At 73.7% G+C, this 21,146-nt stretch carries 19 protein-coding genes and 3 tRNA genes; 13 read left to right on the top strand and 9 right to left on the bottom strand.

Annotated elements, in window-relative coordinates; all coding sequences use genetic code 11:
- Positions 1 to 11 precede the first annotated feature (11 nt).
- The 6 genes from ACI79Q_RS20215 to ACI79Q_RS20190 all read left to right on the top strand — a co-directional run bounded on the left by ACI79Q_RS20215 (position 12) and on the right by ACI79Q_RS20190 (position 3,053).
- Positions 12 to 815, top strand: a complete 804-nt coding sequence (locus tag ACI79Q_RS20215) for a DUF3566 domain-containing protein (protein WP_456615253.1) — start codon at positions 12 to 14, stop codon at positions 813 to 815.
- Between the two features lie 343 nt (positions 816 to 1,158).
- Positions 1,159 to 1,232: transfer RNA gene (locus ACI79Q_RS20210), tRNA-Ile, on the top strand.
- A gap of 81 nt (positions 1,233 to 1,313) precedes the next feature.
- Positions 1,314 to 1,454 (top strand): DLW-39 family protein, encoded by a 141-nt coding sequence (locus ACI79Q_RS20205; protein ID WP_456589580.1) that lies wholly within the window; start codon positions 1,314 to 1,316, stop codon positions 1,452 to 1,454.
- 24 nt (positions 1,455 to 1,478) lie between these two features.
- Positions 1,479 to 1,551, top strand: a tRNA-Ala gene (locus tag ACI79Q_RS20200).
- Between the two features lie 84 nt (positions 1,552 to 1,635).
- Positions 1,636 to 2,169: a peptidylprolyl isomerase gene (locus ACI79Q_RS20195; RefSeq protein WP_456589579.1), complete on the top strand. Its 534-nt coding sequence runs from the start codon at positions 1,636 to 1,638 to the stop codon at positions 2,167 to 2,169.
- A 128-nt stretch (positions 2,170 to 2,297) separates the two neighbouring features.
- Entirely contained in the window at positions 2,298 to 3,053 is a 756-nt protein-coding gene (locus ACI79Q_RS20190) for a rhomboid family intramembrane serine protease (protein WP_456589578.1), read from the top strand.
- Between the two features lie 67 nt (positions 3,054 to 3,120).
- On the opposite strand, the gene ACI79Q_RS20185 is transcribed toward ACI79Q_RS20190, so the two are convergent.
- Complete coding sequence (locus ACI79Q_RS20185) at positions 3,121 to 3,543, bottom strand: PH domain-containing protein (protein ID WP_456615252.1); 423 nt, start codon at positions 3,541 to 3,543, stop codon at positions 3,121 to 3,123.
- Positions 3,544 to 3,637: 94 nt separating this feature from the next.
- On the opposite strand from ACI79Q_RS20185, the gene ACI79Q_RS20180 reads away from it, so the two are divergent.
- Positions 3,638 to 4,798, top strand: coding sequence for a thiolase family protein (locus ACI79Q_RS20180; RefSeq protein WP_456596024.1), 1,161 nt, complete (start codon positions 3,638 to 3,640; stop codon positions 4,796 to 4,798).
- Positions 4,799 to 5,346: 548 nt separating this feature from the next.
- Here ACI79Q_RS20180 and crgA read toward each other — a convergent pair.
- Positions 5,347 to 5,619 (bottom strand): cell division protein CrgA, encoded by a 273-nt coding sequence (crgA, locus tag ACI79Q_RS20175; RefSeq protein WP_456589575.1) that lies wholly within the window; start codon positions 5,617 to 5,619, stop codon positions 5,347 to 5,349.
- A gap of 186 nt (positions 5,620 to 5,805) precedes the next feature.
- On the opposite strand from crgA, the gene ACI79Q_RS20170 reads away from it, so the two are divergent.
- Together ACI79Q_RS20170 and ACI79Q_RS20165 are read left to right on the top strand one after the other, a co-directional pair.
- Positions 5,806 to 6,504 (top strand): DUF881 domain-containing protein, encoded by a 699-nt coding sequence (locus tag ACI79Q_RS20170; protein ID WP_456589574.1) that lies wholly within the window; start codon positions 5,806 to 5,808, stop codon positions 6,502 to 6,504.
- 61 nt (positions 6,505 to 6,565) lie between these two features.
- Positions 6,566 to 7,225 (top strand): aminodeoxychorismate/anthranilate synthase component II, encoded by a 660-nt coding sequence (locus ACI79Q_RS20165; RefSeq protein ID WP_456589573.1) that lies wholly within the window; start codon positions 6,566 to 6,568, stop codon positions 7,223 to 7,225.
- A 68-nt stretch (positions 7,226 to 7,293) separates the two neighbouring features.
- Here ACI79Q_RS20165 and pknB read toward each other — a convergent pair whose 3' ends face one another.
- From pknB to ACI79Q_RS20130, 7 genes are all read right to left on the bottom strand, one after another.
- Positions 7,294 to 9,084, bottom strand: coding sequence for a Stk1 family PASTA domain-containing Ser/Thr kinase (gene pknB, locus ACI79Q_RS20160; protein WP_456615251.1), 1,791 nt, complete (start codon positions 9,082 to 9,084; stop codon positions 7,294 to 7,296).
- Positions 9,085 to 9,229: 145 nt separating this feature from the next.
- Positions 9,230 to 10,966, bottom strand: a complete 1,737-nt coding sequence (locus tag ACI79Q_RS20155; RefSeq protein WP_456615250.1) for a protein kinase domain-containing protein — start codon at positions 10,964 to 10,966, stop codon at positions 9,230 to 9,232.
- On the bottom strand, positions 10,966 to 12,408 hold the full coding sequence (locus tag ACI79Q_RS20150; RefSeq protein WP_456589570.1) for a peptidoglycan D,D-transpeptidase FtsI family protein: 1,443 nt from the start codon (positions 12,406 to 12,408) through the stop codon (positions 10,966 to 10,968). Before ACI79Q_RS20150 ends, ACI79Q_RS20155 begins: the two co-directional genes overlap by 1 nt.
- On the bottom strand, positions 12,405 to 13,811 hold the full coding sequence (locus ACI79Q_RS20145; RefSeq protein WP_456589569.1) for an FtsW/RodA/SpoVE family cell cycle protein: 1,407 nt from the start codon (positions 13,809 to 13,811) through the stop codon (positions 12,405 to 12,407). Before ACI79Q_RS20145 ends, ACI79Q_RS20150 begins: the two co-directional genes overlap by 4 nt.
- Complete coding sequence (locus tag ACI79Q_RS20140; RefSeq protein ID WP_456589568.1) at positions 13,811 to 15,223, bottom strand: PP2C family protein-serine/threonine phosphatase; 1,413 nt, start codon at positions 15,221 to 15,223, stop codon at positions 13,811 to 13,813. Before ACI79Q_RS20140 ends, ACI79Q_RS20145 begins: the two co-directional genes overlap by 1 nt.
- On the bottom strand, positions 15,220 to 15,678 hold the full coding sequence (locus ACI79Q_RS20135; protein ID WP_456615249.1) for an FHA domain-containing protein FhaB/FipA: 459 nt from the start codon (positions 15,676 to 15,678) through the stop codon (positions 15,220 to 15,222). The genes ACI79Q_RS20140 and ACI79Q_RS20135 overlap by 4 nt, the downstream gene beginning before the upstream one ends.
- Before the next feature lie 85 nt (positions 15,679 to 15,763).
- Positions 15,764 to 16,582, bottom strand: coding sequence for an FhaA domain-containing protein (locus tag ACI79Q_RS20130; protein ID WP_456589566.1), 819 nt, complete (start codon positions 16,580 to 16,582; stop codon positions 15,764 to 15,766).
- 175 nt (positions 16,583 to 16,757) lie between these two features.
- On the opposite strand from ACI79Q_RS20130, the gene ACI79Q_RS20125 reads away from it, so the two are divergent.
- The 4 genes from ACI79Q_RS20125 to ACI79Q_RS20110 all read left to right on the top strand — a co-directional run bounded on the left by ACI79Q_RS20125 (position 16,758) and on the right by ACI79Q_RS20110 (position 21,106).
- Positions 16,758 to 16,840, top strand: a tRNA-Leu gene (locus ACI79Q_RS20125).
- Positions 16,841 to 16,871: 31 nt separating this feature from the next.
- Complete coding sequence (locus ACI79Q_RS20120) at positions 16,872 to 19,838, top strand: heavy metal translocating P-type ATPase (RefSeq protein ID WP_456615248.1); 2,967 nt, start codon at positions 16,872 to 16,874, stop codon at positions 19,836 to 19,838.
- A 40-nt stretch (positions 19,839 to 19,878) separates the two neighbouring features.
- Positions 19,879 to 20,346 (top strand): hypothetical protein, encoded by a 468-nt coding sequence (locus ACI79Q_RS20115; protein ID WP_456589564.1) that lies wholly within the window; start codon positions 19,879 to 19,881, stop codon positions 20,344 to 20,346.
- Positions 20,347 to 20,449: 103 nt separating this feature from the next.
- Positions 20,450 to 21,106 carry a DUF305 domain-containing protein gene (locus tag ACI79Q_RS20110; RefSeq protein WP_456589563.1) on the top strand — a complete coding sequence of 219 codons (657 nt, stop codon included), beginning with the start codon at positions 20,450 to 20,452 and terminating at the stop codon, positions 21,104 to 21,106.
- The last annotated feature ends 40 nt before the right edge of the window (positions 21,107 to 21,146 follow it).

Below are 21,146 nucleotides of genomic sequence, written 5' to 3'. Positions count from 1 at the left end.
GGGAGACAGGCATGAGCGACCGGACGGACGGTTCGGTGCGCACCGACTCCCGGGCCGGGGACGGAAGCGCGGCGGAGGGCACGCCCACCCACGGCAACCCCGCCCCCACGCAGTCCATCCCCGCGACCGGCAGTCAGCGGGTCCAGTCCCCTGGCACCGGGGCGGCCCCGGTGGTCCCGCAGCCGCTGGCCCCGGACACCGGTTCCTCCCCGGCGCAGCCCGGGTCGACTCAGCAGGGCTCGGCGCCGAAGGGCTCGACTCAGCAGGGCTCGGCGCCGCAGGCCTCGGCGCAGCAGGCTGCGACACAGCAGGGTCCGGCGCCGCAGGGCTCGACGTCGCAGGCGCAGGCTTCCGGCGCGGAGCCGCCCGCGGGCGCCCCGGACGGCGCAGCCGGTCCGGTCGGCGTCAGCGTCGGGGGAGCCCGCTCCGGTCGGGGCAAGGCCGGCCGTGGCCCCCGCCGGGCCCGGCTCCAGATCCGCCACATCGACACCTGGTCGGCGCTGAAGATCTCGCTGATGCTGTCGATCGCCCTCTTCTTCATCTGGATGGTGGCGGTCGGCCTGCTCTACATGGTGCTCGGCGGGCTGGGCGTCTTCGACGCGGTGAACGACCTCTTCGGGCAGATCGGCAGCGCCTCGGGGAACGAGTCCTCCGGGGACGTCGTGACGATCGGAGTCGTGTTCTGGGGCGCGGCGCTCATCGGCGCCATCAACGTCGTCCTGCTCACCGCGCTGTGCACCGTCGGCACGTTCATCTACAACCTCTGCTCCGACCTGGTCGGGGGGCTGGAGGTCACGCTCTCCGAGCGCGACTGAGCACTCCGTCCTCATCCGGAGGACGCCGCGGCCAGGTGCCGTTCCCCGGTCGGGCGGAGCGTGTCCGTCGTCCCTGCGCGGACCCTCCGGGCCTATTCGGGACGACCGGGCAGGCGCGCTGTAGGGGTTCATCTCGCGCTCTGGTGGGCCTGCAGGGTCCCGGGAGCACGGACAACACCCCCAGAGCGGGCCGGCGCGGGCGAAGCGGGGGTCCAGGGGCCGGCGCAGGGCCCGGGTTCGCCGAAGGCGGGCGCGTGAGCCGGCGCGGACGGGGGAGCACTCCGTGCGAGTGGGCCCCCTGCAGGGAGCGCTCCAGGGGTCAGGTACGCTTTTCGAGGTTCACGGGCCTGTAGCTCAGGCGGTTAGAGCGCATCCCTGATAAGGATGAGGCCGGAGGTTCAAGTCCTCCCAGGCCCACCCGTGCACCGGAGCCTCACGGTTCCGAGTGACCCGCACGTCGCCCCCGCGGCGAGCGAAGCGCCCGAGGAGGTTCTCCGCGTGCTGAAGAAGCTGGCGCTCGCCGCCGCTGCGGCCGGTGCACTCGCCGCCGTCCGGAAGCGGTCGGCCGGCCGCACCGAGGCCGACCTCTGGCGCGAGGCGACGAGCGGTCCGGGCGCGGTCAGCACGCCCACCCGCTGAACCACCGGCCGACCACGGCCGCCCGGGGACGTAGCTCAATTGGCAGAGCACCGCCTTTGCAAGGCGGGGGTTAGGGGTTCGATTCCCCTCGTCTCCACCCCTGGCGCCAGCCCGGCGTCCCGGCTCCACGTGAAACCGGCCCCGCGACACCCGGCCGGCACGGCGGTGGGAGAGTGGAGCCGTGACTGAATCGACTCCCGCCCGCCGCGCGGTCCTGCACACCAACCACGGCGACATCACCGTGGACCTCTTCCCCGACCACGCCCCCAAGACGGTCGCCAACTTCGCCGACCTCGCCGAGGGCGCCCGCGAGTGGACGCACCCCGCGACCCGCGAGAAGACGACGGACAAGCTCTACGACGGCACGATCTTCCACCGGATCATCCCCGGCTTCATGATCCAGGGCGGCGACCCGCTCGGTCAGGGCATCGGCGGTCCGGGCTACCAGTTCGGCGACGAGATCCACCCCGACCTGGCCTTCACCAAGCCCTACCTGCTGGCCATGGCCAACGCGGGCCCGGGCACGAACGGCTCGCAGTTCTTCATCACCGTCGCCCCCACCACGTGGCTGACCGGCAAGCACACGATCTTCGGTGAGGTCGCCGACCAGCCCAGCCGCGAGGTCGTCGACCGGATCGCCGCCGTGCCCACCGGCCGCAACGACCGCCCCGTCGAGGACGTGGTGATCGAGTCCGTCGAGGTGCAGCGCAGCTGAGCACGGAACCGCACGGCGGGGGCGCGGCCGACCAGCCGCCGCCCCCGCCGCCGGCCTGCTACCGGCATCCCGAGCGGCCCACGGGCATCTCGTGCGCGCGGTGCGGCCGGCCCATCTGCCCCGACTGCATGATCCCGGCGTCGGTGGGCTTCCAGTGCCCGGAGTGCGTGCGCGCGGGCGCTGCCTCGGTCCGCGCCCCCCGGCGCACCTCCGGCGTCTCCGCCGCGGCGTCGCGCTGGGGCAGCGTCACGCTGACGCTGATCGCGGTCAACGTCGTCATGTTCCTGGTGACGGCGGTCTCGGCCGGCCTGGTCGGCAACGCCCCGCTGGAGAACTACCGCTCTCCGGTGTTCACCGCCCTGTCCCAGTACCCGCTGCTGGTGGAGCTGGGGGAGCCGTGGCGGCTGCTGACGGCCACCTTCCTGCACATCGGCCTGGTGCACCTGGTGCTCAACATGCTGGCCCTGCTGATCTTCGGCTCCGAGCTGGAGCGCCAGCTCGGCCGCCTGCGGTTCCTGGCGCTCTATTTCGTGTCGGCGCTGGGCGGCTCCACGGCCATCCAGCTGTTCGGGGACTTCACCCGGCCGGTCGCAGGCGCCTCGACGGCCATCTACGGCCTCCTGGGGGCCCTGGGCGTCCTCATGGTGCTGCGTCGGCAGGACGTGCGCGGCATCCTCGTGCTGCTGGGGATCAACATCTTCATCAGCTTCCTGCCCGGGGTCTCGCTCCTGGGCCACCTGGGCGGCCTCGTCACCGGCGCGGCCGTTGCCGCCCTGTTCGTCGGCACTCGGCGGAGGACGGCGGTCCAGGCGATCGGCATCGGGCTGCTGGCGGTGCTCCTGGTCGCGCTGGCCCTCGGCGTCTCTCACGTCGGGGCGGCCTGACCACGACGGCGCCGGCGCAGCGGCGGCCGGGCGGCCCGGCGGCCCGGTGGCCCGGTGGTCCGCGAGATCACGTCGCCGGGCCGCTCCGCGGGTGCAGCTGCGCCAGCTCGCCGGCCACCGTCGCGGGGTCCGCGCCCAGGTCCCACCGGCCCAGGATGACGAGCACCCCGTCGTCGTCGCCCGCGGCAGGCGCCTCCAGCTCCAGGGTGCGCACCGTCGTCCCCCAGCGGCGGGCGCTGCGCACGTGCACGCGCAGCAGCCCCCACGGGAGCACGTGGGTGCCGGTCAGCGTGCGCACCGTCACGCCGTCGGGGCCGGTGGCCAGCCGAGGCCGCAGCAGCGCCTCGCGAGCGGCGAGCCCGAGCAGCAGCAGGGCCGCGCCGCCCACCAGCAGCCGGCCGGGCGCATCCAGCAGCAGGGTGGCCGCCCCGAGCAGCGCGGCGCATGCCGCGAGGACCGCCGGGACGTAGGCCGGAGGGGACCAGTGCACGCCGCCAGCCTGCCAGGGGTGACGTGGAACATACGATCGCGGCGGGGTGGCCGGTCCCGGCCGCGCCGGATCGTCGTCGACGAGGAGTGGGTCCATGCGTGATGCCGTCATCTGTGCCGCCGTCCGTACACCGGTGGGGAAGCGCGGGGGAGGGCTGTCCGGCGTGCACGCGGTCGACCTCTCCGCGCACGTGCTCAACGCACTCGCCGAGCGCTCGGGGATCGACCCGGCCGTCGTCGAGGACGTCTTCTGGGGCTGCGTGAGCCAGGTCGGGGAGCAGACGTTCAACATCGGCCGCAACGCACCCCTGGCCGCCGGCTGGCCCGAGTCGGTGCCCGGCACCACGATCGACCGGCAGTGCGGGTCCTCGCAGCAGGCCGTCGCCTTCGCCGCTGCCACGGTCATCAGCGGCCAGGCCGACGTCGTCGTCGCCGGCGGCGTGGAGTCGATGAGCCGGGTGCCCATGGGGTCGGCCCGGGCGGACGGCATCGCTGGCAAGCCACTGGGCCCGCGCTTCCTCGAGCGGTACGACGGCGTCTACCCCAACCAGGGCATCGGCGCCGAGATGATCGCCGAGCGCTGGGGCTTCTCCCGCACCCAGCTCGACGAGTTCGCCCTGGCCTCCCACGAGAAGGCGGCGAAGGCGCAGGCCGACGGCGCCTTCGACGAGGAGATCGCCCCGGTCACCCTCGACGACGGCACGGTGGTCAGCGCCGACGAGGGCATCCGGCCCGGCGGCACCCTGGAGAAGCTGGCCTCGCTGAAGACCCCGTTCAAGGAGGACGGGGTGATCAGCGCCGGCAACGCCAGCCAGATCTCCGACGGCTCGGCGGCACTGCTGGTGACCACCAGCGAGAAGGCGCGCGAGCTGGGGCTGCGGCCCCTCGTGCGCATCCACACGACGGTGATGGCCGGTGACGACCCGGTGATCATGCTGACCGCGCCGATCCCGGCGACGCAGAAGGTGCTGGCGCGCTCCGGCTTGTCGGTCGACGACATCGGCGTGTTCGAGGTCAACGAGGCGTTCGCCCCGGTCCCCCTGGCCTGGATGGCCGACACCGGGGCCGACGCCGGCCGGCTGAACCCCCTCGGTGGTGCGATCGCGCTGGGCCACCCGCTGGGTGGCTCGGGCGCCCGCATCATGACCACGCTCGTCCACCACATGCAGGCCACGGGCACCCGCTACGGCCTGCAGACGATGTGCGAGGGCGGCGGCACGGCCAACGCGACGATCCTGGAGCTGCTCGACGCCTGACCGGTCCCACCTCTGCGCCGATCCCGGTGCCTCCGCGCCAGCCCCCGGCCCTCCGGCTGGGGGCTGGCGTCGTCCCGGGCTGGTGGTCGTCCACCGCCGGGACCGCTGTCCGTGCTCGGCCGGTGACGTCCGGTGACCCGGACGGGTCCGTCCAGAGAGCGCCCCGACCGGGTGTATGCGCAGGTCAGGGCGGGTACGACCGCCGCACGGTCGGCGTCGGTGACGCACGGACATGTCGACTCGTCCACAGCTGAGTACACAGCTGGGGACAGACTCACACGTCTGTAGTTACGCCGTTGGACGTCCTGTCACACGAGCACCATCGGAAGAGAAACCGCAGGTCAGGCGCGTTCCCGCCCGCGCGCTCCCTCCACACTCGGTGGACAACCCTGGGGGCGGGGCGCCATGTCGACCTGTGGACGGAGCCGATGGCTGTGCACAGCGTCCACATGGCGGCCGGAAGTGCTCCACGACGACCGAGGCCCCCGTCCCTGGTGGGGGACGGGGGCCTCGAACGGGGCCTCGCGGGCGCGGGACCGGTCGGTCCGCTATCGCCAGCGCATCGACATGATCAGACCGGCCACCATGACGCCGAAGCCGATGGCGAAGTTCCACGCCGACAGCGAGACCATCAGGGGGATCCGGTCGCCGGCCACGTAGTAGACGACGATCCAGAGCAGCCCCAGCAGCATGAGGGTCACCATCACCGGCGCGTACCAGCGCGGGCTGGGCTGCAACGCCTTCGACTGCGTGCCCCGGGAACGGAGCACGTCCTCCGGCGGCGTGTACACCGACTTCTTGCGCACCTTCGACTTGGGCACGTGTCTACTCCCTCCCGGGGGCCGGGCTCGTCCTCCCCGACCGGAAACTGTCACCCAGACTAAACTTCGGAACGACGTCGGCACCGGTGCCTCACCCGTACGCGCCGACGTCGGTCCCGGCCGGAGGAGGTGCCCGTGGCCCGCTGGTCGTCGTCCGGACACCGCGTGTCGCCCTGGAGCGCGCTCGTGCCCGTGGTCGCTCTCGCGGCCGGGCTGCTCTTCGCCACGTCGGGCCGGACCGCTCAGGGCAACGACCTGCGCGCCGGTGAGGTCACCCAGCTCTCCCAGCTGGTGGAGGAGCGCGACGCCGCGGTGGCCCGGCAGGAACGCCAGCTGGCCGAGCTGCAGGAGCAGGTGCAGCGGCTCACCGAGCAGGTCGCGAGCCGGGACGGCGCCGTCGCCGAGGCTCAGGCCCGCGGCGAGGCCGGCGCCGAGGCCGCGGGCCTGACACCGGTCGCGGGCGCGGGGGTGGTCATCACCCTCGACGACGCGCCGCAGCGGTCCGACGGCACCCTGCCCAGCGGCGCCCGCCCCGACGACCTGGTCATCCACCAGAGCGACGTGCAGGCGGTCGTGAACGCCGTCTGGGCGGCCGGCGCCGACGGCGTGGCGATCATGGACCAGCGGCTCATCTCCACGAGCGCCGTGCGCTGCGTGGGGAACACCCTGCTGCTGCGCGGGCGCACCTACTCCCCGCCGTTCGTGGTCACCGCCGTCGTCGACGCCACCGCCGTGGAGGCGGCGCTGGACGCCTCGCCGCAGGTCGCGGTCTTCGAGCAGGCGGTCGCGGCCTTCGGCCTCACGTTCGAGGTACGCGAACGGCCCCAGGTGACGGTGCCCGCCTACGATGGCGGCCTCACGCTGCAGTACGCCACCGCCGACTGAACCGGCTGCCGTACTGCCGCTGTCCCGTGCCGCCGACCGCCCAGCGAGGAGCCCGACCGCGATGACCGCCGCCGACCGTCCGGTCCTCGTCGTCGACAACTTCGACAGTTTCGTCTACAACCTCGTGCAGTACCTCGGGCAGCTCGGTGTGCGCTGCGTGGTGCGGCGCAACGACGCGGTGACCGTCGACGAGCTGCCCGACCTGGACGTCGCCGGTGTGCTCCTCTCCCCAGGCCCCGGCGCCCCGGTCGATGCCGGCGTGACCGTGCCGATGGTCCGGGCCGCCGCCGAGCAGGGCACCCCCGTCCTCGGGGTCTGTCTCGGGCACCAGGCCATCGCCGAGGCGTTCGGTGCGGAGATCGTGCGGGCCCCGGAGCTGCTGCACGGCAAGACCAGCCAGGTGGTGCACGAGGGCCACGGCGTCCTCGCCGGTCTGCCGTCGCCGTTCACCGCGACCCGGTACCACTCCCTGGCCGTCGACCCCGCCACGGTGCCGGACGAGCTGGAGGTCACCGGGCACACGCCTTCGGGCCTGGTGATGGCGCTGCGGCACCGGGAGCTGCCCATCGAGGGCGTCCAGTTCCACCCCGAGTCGGTGCTCACCGAGGGGGGGCACCGGATGCTCGCGACGTGGCTCGCCGCCTGCGGTCTGGCGCCCGAGGAGGACGTGGTGGCCGCCGCCACGGCGAGCGCCGAGCGGCTGAGCTCCGCCACCGCCTGAGCCACGTACGCGAGCAGGGCCCCTCCCGGTGGGAGGGGCCCTGCTCGGCGTCCGGGTGGCTGGTCGCGCTAGCCGCCGGTCTCGTCGTCCTCCGGGTCCTGCGTGTCCGGCGTCTCCGGCTGTGTGGGCGGAACGGACGGGGTGGTCGTGGTGGTGGGCGTGGCCGGCTGCTCCGGCGGCGTGGGGACGGCCACGCGGAGCGTGATGGTGTCCCCCGAGCCGACGTCCTGCCCGGCCGACGGGTCGGTCTCGACGACGGTGCCCTGCGGGACGTCGTCGCGCTCGACGTTCTGGATCTCGATCTGCCCGGCGCTGAAGCCGGCCTCCTGCAGGAGGGCCCGCGCCTGCGTCTCGGTCCGGTTGACGACGTCGGGCAGCTCGATGGTGCCGGTGGAGACGCTCAGCGTGATGACGGCATCCGGGTTCGCCTGGCTGGACTCGGCGGGGCTCACCGCGGCCACCCGGCCCTCGTCGTACTCGATGGAGTCGACCTGCCGACTGGAGATGTTGGTGAACCCGGCCTGCTCCAGGTTGGCGCGCGCCTGGTCCTCGGTGAGGCCGACGACGTTCGGCACCAGGATGGTGTCGGGCCCGGCGCTGACGACCAGGTTGACCGGGGTCTCCGCATCCACCCGCGCACCGCTGGGCGGGGTGCTCGACACGACCTGCCCTTCGGGAACGGTGGTGCTCGCCTCGGTCGTGACGTCGCCGACGGCGAGCCCGGCCTCGGTGATCCGCTGTTCGGCCGTGGCCTGGTCCAGCCCGGCGAACGCGGGCACGGTCACCTGCGCGACCGGCGGCGCCTCGTCGTCCTGGGTCAGGGCCACGGCCGCGGCGATCACGCCACCGAGAAGGAGCACGGCGAGCACCGAGACGATCGCGATGATCCGGCGCTTGCGGCGCCGATCGCCGTCGTCGTCCCAGTCGTCGTCGCCGTGGCCGCTGGCGTAGGCGCCCACGGGTGCGCCGATGATGGCGGTCTTCTCGGCGTCGCCCATGACCGGCGTCGCCTCGACCCGCTGCCCGGCGAGCGCCCGGAGCAGGTCGTTGCGCATCTCGGCGGCCGACTGGTACCGGTTGGCCGGGTTCTTGCTCATCGCCTTGAGCAGGATCGCGTCCAGCTCCGGGGGCACGTCGGGGTTGATCGACGACGGCAGGCGGGGGTCCTCGCGCACGTGCTGGTAGGCCACCGACACCGGCGAGTCACCGGTGAACGGCGGTGCCCCGGTGACGAGCTCGTAGAGGAGGCAGCCCAGCGAGTAGACGTCGGACCGGGCGTCCACGCCCTCGCCGCGCGCCTGCTCGGGGGAGAGGTATTGGGCGGTCCCTATCACCGCAGCCGTGGAGGTCATCGTGGCCGCGGAGTCCGACACGGCCCGGGCGATGCCGAAGTCCATGACCTTGACCGTGCCCTGCGGGGTGATCATGACGTTCCCGGGTTTCACGTCCCGGTGCACGATGCCGTTGCGGTGGCTGAAGTCCAGTGCGCCGCTGATGTCCGCGGCGAGGCTCATGGCCCGCTCGATCGGCAGCCGGCCCTCCCGCCGGAGGACGTCGCGCAGGGTCTCGCCCTCCACGTACTCCATGACGATGTACGGGGTGGCGCCGCTGGGCGTGCGGTCCTCGCCGGTGTCGTAGACGGCGACGATCGCCGGGTGGTTGAGGGAGGCCGAGGCCTGGGCCTCGCGGCGGAAACGCACCTGGAACGAGGGGTCGCGGGCCAGGTCGTGGCGCAGCACCTTGACCGCCACCTCGCGGCCGAGGCGCAGGTCGCGGCCGTGGTGCACCTCGGCCATGCCACCGCGGCCCAGGACTCCGCCGATCTCGTAGCGCTCACCGAGCACCTGCGGCGTGGTCATCGACGGTCCTCTCGGGCGGTTCCGTGCGGCCTGCGCGGCCCGGTGGTGCGGAGCGTGCCCGCGGCGATCTGCGCCGCGGACTGCTGGCCGTCGGCGAGCCTAACCGCAGAACGCCCCGCGATCCGGGATCCGAGTGCCGAGCTGGTCACTGTCCGTCACCCTGGGTCGGCGCGGCGCTCGCTCCGGCATCGGTCTCCGGCGCGGGCGGTTCGGTGGTCGTCGGCGGCGGGGGTGCCGTGGTCGTCGGAGCAGGCGTGCCGCCGGCGGGGGGCGTCGTGGTCGTCGACGAGCTCGTCGCGCTCGTCGATGTCTCCTCCGCAGGATCGGTCGTCCCCGTCGGGGCCGTGGTGGTCGGCGGCGCCGTGGTCGTCGGGGTCGCCGTCTCCTCGCCCTCGTCGCCCTCGTCGCCCTCGTCGGCCTCGTCGCCCTCGTTGCCCTCCCCGGCGGCGGGGTCGTACTCGTCGGGGGAGTAGTAGAGCGTGACCGGGGTGTCCGGGGTCGCCTCGACGCCGGACGGATCGATGGCCGCGACGTCGCCCTCGTCCAGGGCCTGGCCGAGGGCGGCCAGCAGCCCCGCGCTGGCCTCCTGCTGCGAGACCGACGTGAATCCGGCCTCCCGCAGCTCCTCCTCCACCTCGTCGGCGTCCCGGCCGATGTACCGGGCCGGGTCCAGCAGGATCCCGGCGGGCTCGGCGCTGGTGGTCGGTGCGCCGGTGGTGGGGGCGGCGTCCTCGTTGCCGGGATCGGCTCCCGTACGGGACAGCAGCACGTACGTGGTGCCGGCCACCAGCAGCAGGACCACGACGGCCGCGGCCAGCCAGGCCCAGCGCCGGTTGCCGCCCCGGGCGGGAGGTCCGTCGCCGGCCGTCCAGTCGTCGTCGTCGTCCGGAGCAGCGTGCAGGGGCGGCATCGGACGGCCAGCGGTGGCCGGCGACACCGCGGGCATGCCGGCGGCCGGCGTGGCGAAGACCTGGGTGTGTCCGTCGCCGACGTCCACGATCTGCGTCGGGGCGGTCGCCGGGGCGACCACGGAGGCGGCGAGGGAGTCGCCGGCGGCGACGCGGCGGACCGCCTCGGCGAACGCGCCGCCGTCGGTGAACCGGTCGGCCGGGTCCTTCGCCAGGGCGCGCTCGACGAGCAGGCGGACCGCCGGCGGGATGTCCCCCGGCAGCGGGGGCGGCGGCCGGTTGATGTGCGCCAGCGCGATCGCCACCTGGGAGGCGCCGTCGAACGGCCGGGCGCCGGAGAGGCACTCGAAGCCGACGACGCCGAGCGAGTAGACGTCGGAGGCGGCGGTCACCTCCATGCCCTGGGCCTGCTCGGGGGAGAGGTACTGCGCGGTGCCGACCACCATGCCGGTGCGGGTGAGCGGTGCGGCGTCCCGGGCCTGGGCGATGCCGAAGTCGGTCAGCTTCACCACGCCGTCGGGCCGGACGATCAGGTTGCCGGGCTTGATGTCGCGGTGCACCACGCCGGCCCGGTGGGCGGCGGAGAGGCCGTCCGCGGCCTGGCCGAGCACGTGCAGCGTCCAGTCGACGGGCAGCCGGCCCTCCTCGTGGAGGATCGTCACCAGGGGCTGGCCCTCGACGTACTCCATGACCAGGAACGCCAGGGTCTGCACGCCGCTGTCGTCGGTCGTCTCGCCGTAGTCGTAGACCGAGGCGATGTTGGGGTGGGACAGGGCCGCGGTGTGCCGAGCCTCGTTGCGGAAGCGGGCCAGGAAGCTCGGGTCGTTGGTGTACTCGCTCTTGAGCACCTTGGCGGCCACGATGCGGTCGAGCACCTGGTCGCGGGCCTTCCACACCTCCCCCATGCCGCCGGTGGCGATGGGCGCGGTGATCTCGTAGCGACCGGCCAGCAGGCTCCCGATGCCGAGTGCCATCAGCCCCGCCCCTCGAACCAGGCCGCCATGACGTCGCGGGCGATGGGGGCGGAGACGTCGCCGCCGGTACCGCCGCCGTTGGCCACGAACACGGCGACGGCGATCTGCGGGTCGTCGGCGGGCGCGAAGCCCATGAACCAGTTGTGGTCGGGCACGCCCTCGCGCACCTGCGCGGTGCCGGTCTTGCCGGCGACCTCGATGCCGGAGAGGCGGGCGGCCCGCCCCGAGCCGCGGGCGACGACGCTGACCATCATCTCGGTGAGCTGGTCGGCGACGGTCGCCGAGATGGGCTCGCGGAGCTCCTCCGGGTCGGTCGAGTCGATGACGGTGAGGTCGGGCGCGCGCAGCTCGTCGATCAGGTAGGGCTTCATCTGCACGCCGTCGTTGGCCACGGTGGCTGCCAGCATGGCCGCCTGGAGCACCGTCATGCGCACGTTGCGCTGGCCGATGGACGCCTGGGCCAGGGCGGCGTCGTCGGGGATCTCACCGACGGTGCTCGCCGCGACCTCCAGGGGGATCTGCAGGCCCTGGTCGTCCAGCCCGAACGCCTCCGCCATCTCGCGCACCTGCTCCTCCCCGAGATCGAGGCCGAGCTGGGCGAAGGCGGTGTTGCAGGAGATCGTCAGCGCATCGGTGAGCGACTGCTCGCCACTGGGGCTGCACGCCGAGCCGCCGAAGTTGGGGATCACCCGGGTGCTGTTCGGGAGGGGCAGCTCGCGGGGGGCCGGCACGACGGACTCGGGGGCCAGCCCCTCCTGCAGGGCGGCCGCCGCGACGATCACCTTGAACAGCGACCCGGGCGGGTAGTTGTCCGCGATCGAGCGGTTCACCCGGGGGTCCGGATCCTGCGAGGTGATGGCCTCCATGTTCTCGCGGATGGCCTGGGGATCGTGGCCGGACACCAGGCCCGGGTCGTAGGTGGGCGTGCTCGCCATCCCGAGGATCGCGCCGGTCCGCGGGTCGAGGGCGACGACACCACCGGTGACACCCTCCAGGCCTGCCATGGCAGCCGCCTGGACGGCGGGGTCGAGGGTGAGGACGACGTCGCCGCCGGCCGGGTCGCGCCCGGTGAACAGGTCGGCGATGCGCCGGACGAACAGCCGGTCGTCCTCCCCGGAGAGCACGTCGTTCATGACCTTCTCCAGGTACCGGTTGCCGTACACCAGCGAGTGGTACCCGGTGACCGGCGCGTACATCGGCCCCTGCGGATAGGTGCGCAGGTACTCCAGCCGGCCGTCGGTGGGCACGGACATCGCGACCTCGGTGCCCGCCACGATGATCGAACCGCGTTCCCGGTCGTAGGACTCGGCGATCACCCGGGTGTTGCGGGTGTCGCTCCGGAGATCGTCCGAGCGGACCACCTGGATGACGTTGACGTTGACGATCAGCAGCGTGAACAGCACCAGCACGCTGATCGCCACCCGCCGCAGCGGCGCGTTCACGGGGTCACCACCTCGGTCGGGGCGTCCCCGAGCCGCACCGGGGCGGCGTGCTGCGTCGCCGGGCGGCGCGCGGCGTCGCTGATCCGGACCAGCAGCGCGACGAGCACGAAGTTCGCCACGAGCGACGATCCGCCGTAGGCCAGGAACGGCGTGGTGAGCCCGGTCAGCGGGAGCAGCCCGGTGACCCCGCCCAGCACGACGAACACCTGCCAGGCGATGGCGAACGCCAGCCCGGTGGCCAGCAGCTTGCCGAAGGCGTCGCGGACGACGAGCGAGGTGCGCAGGCCGCGCTCGACCAAGATCAGGTACACCACGATGACGGCGACCAGCCCGAAGAGGCCGAGTTCCTCGCCGACGGCGGCAGCGATGAAGTCGCTCTTGGCCACCGGCACCTGGTCGGGGCGCCCGCCGCCGAGGCCGGCGCCGAACAGCCCCCCCGTGCCGAGGCCGAACAACGACTGCATCAGCTGGTACCCGGCGCCGTCGTAGTGGGCGGACGGGTCCAGCCAGGTGTTCACGCGGGCCTGCACGTGGCTGAAGATCTGGTAGGCGATGAACGCGCCGCCGGCGAACAGGCCCAGGCCGATGAACAGCCAGCTGGCGCGCTCGGTGGCGACGTAGAGCATCACCACGAAGATGCCGAACAGCAGCAGCGAGCTGCCCAGGTCGCGCTCGAAGACGAGCACCAAGATGGAGACGATCCAGGCGAGCAGCACCGGGCCCAGGTCGCGGCCGCGGGGCAGTTCGATACCGGCGACCTTGCGGCTGGCCAGCGCCAGCACGTCGCGCTTGTCCACCAGGTAGGCGGCGAAGAAGACGACGAGGCAGATCTTGGCGAACTCGCCCGGCTGGATGGAGAAGCCGGCCACCCGGATCCAGATCTTGGCGCCGTTGACCTCCGAGATCGACGCCGGCAGCACGGCCGGGATGGCCAGCAGCACCAGCCCGATCAGCGCCAGCGTGTAGGCGAACCGGGAGAGGATCCGGTGGTCGCGGACGACGACGAGGACGGCCACGAAGAGCGCGACGCCCAGGGTCGCCCACACCAGCTGCACGGGTGCGTCCTCGCGGGTGACCGTGCTGCCGACCTGCCCGGCCGCCAGGTCGAGGCGGTGGATCACGGCCAGGCCGAGGCCCACGAGCAGGGCGACGGCCGGGAGCAGCAGCGGATCGGCGTAGGCCGCCCACCGGCGGACGACGAGGTGCGCGACCACCCACAGCGCGGTGATCCACACGCTGAAGCCGGCCATCTCCGGGCGCAGTTCGCCGGTGACCGTGAGGTCGACGATCGCCTGCGCCGCGACGGTGATGAGGACGGCGAAGGCGAGCAGCAACGCCTCGGTGCCCCGCCGGGTGGGCGTCTCGGCCGCGGCGGTACGCGGGTCGGTGACGGGTCCGGGCATCAGTCGGCCTCCCGGCAGTCCACCCCCGGCACGGGCGACGTCGTCGTCCGCGCCGGCGACGGCACGCTCGTCGGCTCCTCCGCGGGTGCCTCGGGGAGGGCGGGCTCCCCGGGCGCCGGTTCCTGGGCGGTCGTCGGTGCGGCGGCCGGCGGCACCGCCGGCTCCTCCGTGGGCGAGGCGGTGCCGCTGTCGGCGGTGCGGCACAGCGGCAGCCGCTGGTCGGTCAGCGCGGAGACGATCCGCTCGGCGTCCTCGGAGTCGTCGGCGGTGATGGTGTCGAGGACGCGGTTGCGCGCGGCCGGGGTCAGGTCGCTGAGCGCGAGGTCGGTGCCCCGGTCCAGGCGGGAGAGGTCCATCCCGAGCAGCGAGGCGTCCAGCCCGCGGAAGACGGCCACCTGCCGGTCGTCACCGGAGCCGTTCACGCCCACGAACCAGTGGTTGAGCGCCCACACGTACGTACCGATCGCCCCGGCCACCAGCACGGTGAGAAGGGCCCCCGCCACCAGGAGGATGCGCATCGGGCGGCGGCGGGCGGAGGGGCCGCCGCCCGTCGGCAGTGTGGGCGGCGGCGGGGGAGCAGCGGCCTGGTCGGCGAGCGCGGCTCGGCCGGCGGCCGAGCGCGGGTCCACCTCGCGCTGGCCGATGTTGTCGCCGGCCGCGCCGTCCACGACCGGGTCGAACCGGCCGTTGCCACCGGTGTCCTCGAGGACGTCGGCGACGATCACGGTGATGTTGTCCGGGCCGCCGCTGCGCAGCGCCAGCTCGATCAGCCGGTCGGCGGTGGCCTCCGGGTCGGGGTCCTTGAGCGCCTCGGCCAGGGTCTCCTCGCTGACGACGCCGGACAGGCCGTCGGAGCACAGCAGGTAGCGGTCGCCCGCGCGCGCCTCGCGCATCGAGAGGTCGGGCTCGACCTCCTGGCCGTTGAGGGCGCGCAGCAGGAGGGACCGCTGCGGGTGCGTGCTCGCCTCCTCCTCGGTGATCCGGCCGTCGTCGATCAGGCTCTGCACGAAGGTGTCGTCGTGGGTGATCTGGGTGAACTCACCGTCGCGCAGCAGGTAGGCCCGGGTGTCACCGACGTGGCACAGGGCGAGCCGGCCGCCGGCGAACAGGATGGCGGTGAGCGTGGTGCCCATGCCCTCGAGCTGCGGCGACTCGCGGATGACCTCGCGCAGGTGCTCGCTGCCCTCGTGCACGGCGGACCGCATCGACTGCAGCATGTCGCCGCTCGGCGTGTCCTCGTCGAGGTGCTCGAGGGCGGCGATCACCACCTTGCTGGCGACGTCGCCGGCGGCGTGGCCGCCCATGCCGTCGGCCACGGCCAGCAGCCGGGGCCCGGCGTAGACCGAGTCCTGGTTGTTGCCGCGGATGAGGCCGCGGTCGGAGCGCGCGGCGTAGCGGAGGACCAACGTCACGAACGCAGCTCCAGTGCGGTCTGGCCGATGCGGATCGGCTGGCCGGGGGCGACCTGCAGCGGGCCCTGCACGCGCTGCTGGTCCAGGTAGGTGCCGTTGGTCGAACCCAGGTCCTCGACGTACCACTGGCCGCCCCGGTTGGTCAGGCGGGCGTGCCGGGAGCTGGCGAAGTCGTCGGTTAGGACCAGGGTCGAGTCGTCGGCCCGGCCGATGAGGATGGGTTGGTCACCGAGGGTGATCTTGGTGCCGGTGAGCGGGCCGGCGGTGACGACCAGCGTTCGGGGGCCGCGCTGGCCGCGCTTCTTCGGCGTGGCCGTGCGCGGGGGCACCGAGGCGACCCGTCCCGGACGGCCGCCGAACAGGTCGGCGCGCACCACGCGGAACGCGGCGAAGATGAACAGCCACAGCAGCAGGAGGAAGCCGAAGCGGAAGATCTGCACGACGAGTTCGGTCACGGCCGCACCCCGGCAGACACCTGCCCGGCATCGCGGCGGGAGGTCTGCTCCCGGATGCCGGATTCTCCTGACCGCACGGAGCCGGTCACGCCCCGTCCTGCCGGTAGACGAGGACGGAGTGACCGATGCGGATGACGTCGCCGTCGCTGAGCGGCTGGCGGCTGACGCGCCGGCCGTTGACCAGCGTGCCGTTGGTCGACCCGAGGTCCTCCACCGTGGCGACGTCGCCGTCGAGGACGACGTCGACGTGCTTGCGGCTGACGCCGGTGTCGGGGATGCGGATGTCTGCCTCGGTGCCCCGGCCGATGACGTTGCGGCCGGTGGAGAGCTCGTGCCGCGTGCCCGGGCCGTCGACGACCAGCACGTGGGTCATCGTCGTGCGGGAGCCCGCGCGGCCGAGCACCGAGGGGTTCTGCTTCCCGGTGTCGGTGGCCATCCGCCCGCGCAGCGGCGGGAGCGGAGGCAGCGGGGGGTGGCCGGCGACCGGGGCGGAGGCCAGCGGCGGCGCGTCGGCCCGGACCGGTGGGCGCGCGGGGTCGGCGACCTGCGAGCTGACCTCGAAGACGCCGGTGGTCAGCTCGTCGTCCCGCTCCAGCGCGACGGTGACCTTGTCGAAGACCTGGTAGCCCTCGTCCTCGATGTGCTCGGTGACCATGTCGGCGAGCTCGCCGGCCAGCTGGTCGGACCACTGGCCCAGGTGCTCGAAGTCGGTCTCCCCGAGGCGGACGACGTAGACGTTGGGCGCCAGCACCCGGCCCTCGCCGAGGATGGAGCGCTGCTCGTCGGCCTCGCGCTGGAGCGCCTTGGCGATCTCGGCGGGGTGGACCTTGCCCTTGAAGAGGCGCGCGAAGGCGAGGCCGACCATCCCCTCGAGCCGGCGCTCGAAGCGCTGCAGCACACCCACAGTCGCTCCCTTGCGCTCGCCGGACGTCCCACTCTGCCACCCGTGATCGTAGCCGGGCCGGGCGCGCATGACCGCCCAGGAAGACGCGACGCCCCGCACGTCGTCCGCGGGGCGAGCGGTCTCGGAACCCCCCGGCGGCGGTGGGCGTGCCAGCTGATACTGTTCTCCCTCGCCAGGGCAAGTGGCGGAATGGCAGACGCGCACGGTTCAGGTCCGTGTGTCCGAAAGGACGTGGGGGTTCAACTCCCCCCTTGCCCACTCCAGACCGGGAATTCCCCGGTCCCTCCAGATGGCCGGGACCCCGTCCCGCGCCGTCGACGGCAGGCCACACCGGCCACCGCACCGCCGCCATCCGCGCGCCCACCCGGGCACCTGGGCGCTCCACCCGAAGGCCGCGCCGCACAGCGCCGGTGGCGGTGCCGCCGCCGAGGTGCCGGCCCCGGTCGTGCACATCTCCGACCGCACGCCGCGGCTGTCACGTGACGGCGCTGTCCGGCACGCGCACGCACCGCGCATCGACGCGCAGAACCGGGTCAACCTCGGCGAGGCGCTGGGCGCACTGGGCTGGACGCCGCAGACCCTGCTCGTCGCCTCCCGGGAGAACGGGCACGTTGTCATCCGCGCCGCCGCCGACAGCCCGCTGCTGACCCGGGTGCCCGTCGACGTCCACCGCCGGCTGACCCTGCCGCCGGCCGTGCTCGTCGCCCTGGGATACGGAGCGGTGCCGACGCGACGGCGGCACGATCGGCCCACCGGCCGGCGTCACCGGCTGAATCGTGAGCTGAGCAGGGTCGGGGAAATACCCCGGCGGGGTATAGGGTTGACGGCGGTGCAGGGCCGCCGCGCTGCCACTCACCCGTCTTCCGCGGGATTCGGCTGCCGGTCGGTGGAGCAGCGCGAGGCAGAGGAGACGGTCATGTCAGATCCGACGACCCGCCCGGGCCGCCACACGGGGCAGACGGACGCGGCAGCGCCCGGCCACCACCACCACCACGACCCCGGCCACGGGCCGACGCACGGACAGGGACTGCCGGTCGCTCCCGGCGACAGCCACCTGGGCGTGGAGGACCCGCTGCGCGCCGTCGCCGGCTCCGCCCCCGACGGCCACGGCGACCGCGCGGTGCACGGCGGGCATGAAGACCACGGCGGCCGGGGGGACCACGGCGGTCACGCGGCGCACGGCGGGCACGCCGGTCACGGCGGTCACGGCGGTCACGGCGGTCACCACGTGGCGATGTTCCGCCGGCTGTTCTGGATCATGCTGGCGCTGGCGGTGCCGACGGTGCTGTTCAGTGGCATGTTCGCCGACATCGTCGGCTACCCGCTGCCCGACGTCCCCGGTCTGACCTGGGTGTCCCCGGTGCTGGGCACGGTCATCTTCGTCTGGGGCGGGCTGCCTTTCCTCACCGGCGCGGTCGGGGAGATCCGGACCCGCAGGCCCGGGATGATGCTGCTCATCGGCATGGCCATCACCGTGGCGTTCATCGCCTCCTGGGGTGCCACGGTCGGCTCGCTCTCCCACGAGCTGGACTTCTGGTGGGAGCTGGCGCTGCTGATCGTGATCATGCTGCTCGGGCACTGGCTGGAGATGCGCTCCCTGGCCCAGACCTCCTCGGCGCTGGACTCGCTGGCCGCGCTGCTGCCCGACGAGGCGGAGAAGGTCGTCGGCGACCAGGTGGTCACCGTGCCGCCGGCCGAGCTGGCCGTCGGTGACGTGGTCGTCATCCGTCCGGGTGGGCGGGTGCCGGCCGACGGCGAGGTGATCGAGGGCACCGCCGACGTGGACGAGTCGATGATCACCGGAGAGTCCAAGCCGGTCCGTCGCGGGGTCGGCGACACCGTGGTGGCCGGCACGGTGGCCACGGACACCGCCATCCGGGTGCGGGTGACCGCGGTCGGGGATGACACCGCGCTGGCCGGCATCCAGCGGCTGGTCGCCGAGGCGCAGTCCTCCACCACGCGCGCGCAGCTGCTGGCCGACCGGGCGGCCGGCTGGTTGTTCTGGTTCGCCGTGGCCGCCGCGGGGATCACCGCCGTCGTGTGGAGCCTCTACGGCGCGCCGGACAGCGCGCTGGTTCGGGTGATCACGGTGCTGGTCATCGCGTGCCCGCACGCCCTGGGCCTGGCGATCCCGCTGGTGGTGTCCATCTCGACCGAGCGGGCCGCGCGCGGCGGCGTGCTGGTCAAGGACCGCGGGGCGATGGAGCGGATGCGCACCGTCGACACCGTGCTCTTCGACAAGACCGGCACCCTCACCAAGGGCGAGCCGGCGGTCAACCACATCGCCGGGGTCGGCCGGACCGAGGACGAGGTCCTGGCGCTGGCCGCCGCCGCGGAGACCGACAGCGAGCACCCGCTGGCGCGTGCGATCGTCGCCGCCGCCCGGCAGCGGAATCTTCCCGTGTCCCCGGCGACGGAGTTCCGCGCGTCGGCCGCGGTCGGGGTCACCGCCACCGTCGAAGGGCACACCGTCGCCGTCGGCGGCCCGCACATGCTCACCGAGCACGGCCTGACCCCGCTGCCCGACACCCGGGCGTGGGCAGAGGAGGGCGCGACGGTGCTGCACGTGCTCGTCGACGGGCACGTCGTCGGGGCGCTGGCCCTGGCCGACGAGATCCGGCCGGCGTCCCGGGAGGCGGTCGCCGCGCTGCACGCGCTCGGCATCGACGTGGTCATGATCACCGGTGACGCCGAGCCGGTCGCCCGCGCGGTGGCTGCGGAGCTCGGCATCGACCAGGTGTTCGCCGGGGTGCGCCCCGAGGACAAGGCCGAGAAGGTCGCCGCCCTGCAGCAACAGGGTCGGGCGGTGGCCATGGTCGGCGACGGGGTGAACGATGCCCCGAGCCTGGCCCGCGCCGATGTGGGCCTGGCGATCGGTGCAGGCACCGACGTCGCGATCGGGTCCGCCGGGATCATCCTGGCCTCCTCCGACCCGCGTGCGGTGGTGTCGGTGATCCGGCTGTCGCGGGCCAGCTACCGCAAGATGCAGGAGAACCTCTGGGCCGGCGCCGGCTACAACCTGATCGCGGTCCCGCTGGCCGCCGGGGTGCTCGCCCCGATCGGCTTCGTCCTGCCGATGGAGGTCGGTGCGCTGCTGATGAGCCTGTCCACCGTCGTCGTGGCGTCCAACGCCCAGCTGCTGCGGCGGCTGGACCTGCGCCCGGAGGCCAGCGTCGCCGAGGTCACCACCGGCCCGGCGGCCCCGGCCCGGCGCTCTGGGGCGGCCGCGGAGCCGACCGCCGCCGGCCGGCACTGACCGACCCGGTCGCCGTAGCCTCGCTCAGGAGGGGGTGGGCATGGCGGCACGAGTTTGGACAGCGCTGCTGCTGCTGGCCGCCGTCTTTGCGATGCACGGCCTGCAGTGCACCGCCGTCGGGACCGGGCACACAGCCGGTCCCGACGGCGCCGCGGTCGCCGCAGCCCCCACCGGGGTGCTCGAGGGCGGCCTGCGCACCGGCGCGGTGAGCCACGGCCTCGATGCGCACAGCACCGTCCACGACACCGCCGCGATGGTCGCCGCCGCCCCGCTGGCCGGCCTGCTCGCCGCCGACCACGGCAGCGCGCCGGCCGGAGCGGTCGGGCACCTGTGGGCGCTGTGCCTGGCGGTGCTCGCCGCCGGGCTGGCGGTGCTGGTCGCCCTGCTGCTGCCCCGCCTGCTGACGCTCCTACCGGCGGCGTGGGCGCGGCTGCGCACGCACGCCTCCGCGGGCCTGGCACCGCTGCGCCCGCCGGACCTGCACGCCCTCTGCCTGCTGCGGATCTAGGCCGACCGCCTGCACCGCCCCGCCCTCAGCGACCGGACTGGCCCGGCGGCGGTGTACGCGCACGTCCACCGGCCCAGTTCCGCAGTTCCAGGAGAGACCCACCATGACCCGCACCACCGCACGCCTGACCGGCCTCACGGCCGCCCTGCTCGCCGGCGCATTCGTCCTCGCCGGCTGCGCCGACGACGACACCGACGCCGTCGGGCATGGCTCGATGATGAACGGCAGCAGCTCCTCGGCCGACTCCTCGGCCGACTCCTCGGCCGTGCAGGCCGAGTTCAACGACGCCGACGTCGCCTTCGCCCGAGGCATGATTCCGCACCACCGGCAGGCGATCGCCATGGCCGAGCTGGCCGAAGGGCGGGCAGCCGATCCCCGCGTGCTCGACCTGGCCACCCGCATCCAGGCCGCGCAGGACCCCGAGATCGAGACGATGTCCGGCTGGCTGGAGGACTGGGACGCCGACGGCGGCCACATGGACCACGGCATGGGGGGCGGCATGGGCGGCATGGATCACGGCGAGGGCGGGATGATGTCCGAGGGCGACATGCACGCGCTGATGTCCGCCACCGGCCCGGAGTTCGACCGCCTGTTCCTCGAGCAGATGATCGTGCACCACCAGGGCGCGGTGGAGATGGCGGCCGAGCACTCCGCGAACGGCCGCAACAAGGAGGCCCTCGAGCTGGCCCAGTCCATCCGCGACAGCCAGAACGCCGAGATCGCCGAGATGCAGCAGCTGCTCACCGAGCTCGGCGGCTGACCCGGCCGCGGCGGGGCGGGCCCCACCGGCCCGCCCCGCC

The sequence above is a fragment of the Blastococcus sp. SYSU DS0828 genome, from assembly GCF_054050975.1.
Note: the sequence above shows the minus strand (reverse complement) of the source record. Positions and strands in the feature narration are given on the sequence as shown.